This window comes from Winogradskyella pacifica (assembly GCF_013403915.1).
In the GTDB taxonomy this organism is placed as follows: Bacteria; Bacteroidota; Bacteroidia; order Flavobacteriales; family Flavobacteriaceae; genus Winogradskyella; species Winogradskyella pacifica.
Genome location: NZ_JABFDI010000079.1, coordinates 1 through 581 on the forward strand (window position 1 = coordinate 1; position 581 = coordinate 581).

1 protein-coding gene is annotated in these 581 nt (G+C 59.9%); it reads left to right on the top strand.

Annotation, left to right across the window (positions count from 1 at the left end):
• Nucleotides 1–513: tyrosine-type recombinase/integrase (locus HM984_RS18120; RefSeq protein WP_179350130.1), on the top strand; the 513-nt coding region annotated here is incomplete at its 5' end.
• Nucleotides 514–581 lie beyond the last annotated feature (68 nt).

Sequence of the window (581 nt, forward strand, 5' to 3'; positions counted from 1 at the left end):
CGGACATGGAGAGATCGCTCCATCGCAGGGCTGATGTTGTTGTCCGGATTGAGATCCGGTGAAGTGCTCACCCTCGATGTCACCGATATCGACATCGGCACCAGGTGGGTGCGGGTGCTCGGCAAAGGCGGCAAAGAGCGCCGCGTCCCACTCGATATCGAAGTCGCGGGATTGATCCAAACATACCTACTCACAGAGAGACCCGAATCAAACTGTGCACGTCTGTTTCTCGTCGCTAAAGGGCCGAACCGGGGACAGTCCTTGACGGCCGCAGGACTGCGCACCATCTTTCGATACCACCGGATCAAATCAGGTGTTCTCGCCGGACACCCGCACGCCCTGCGCCATACCTTCGGAACCGCCATGGCCGAAGCCGGTGTGGATCTGGCAGTGATGCAAGCACTGCTCGGCCACGCGCACGTCGACACCACAGCCCGATACATTCATCTCGCTCCGACACACGTCAAGGCAGAATTCGATGCAGCTCGCACCCGACTACGCACCCGCCCCTGAATCACCGGTAGAGATCTACGATGCCTATCTGGTGCATCTGCAGCGACGGCATCGAGGCAACCCCGCCT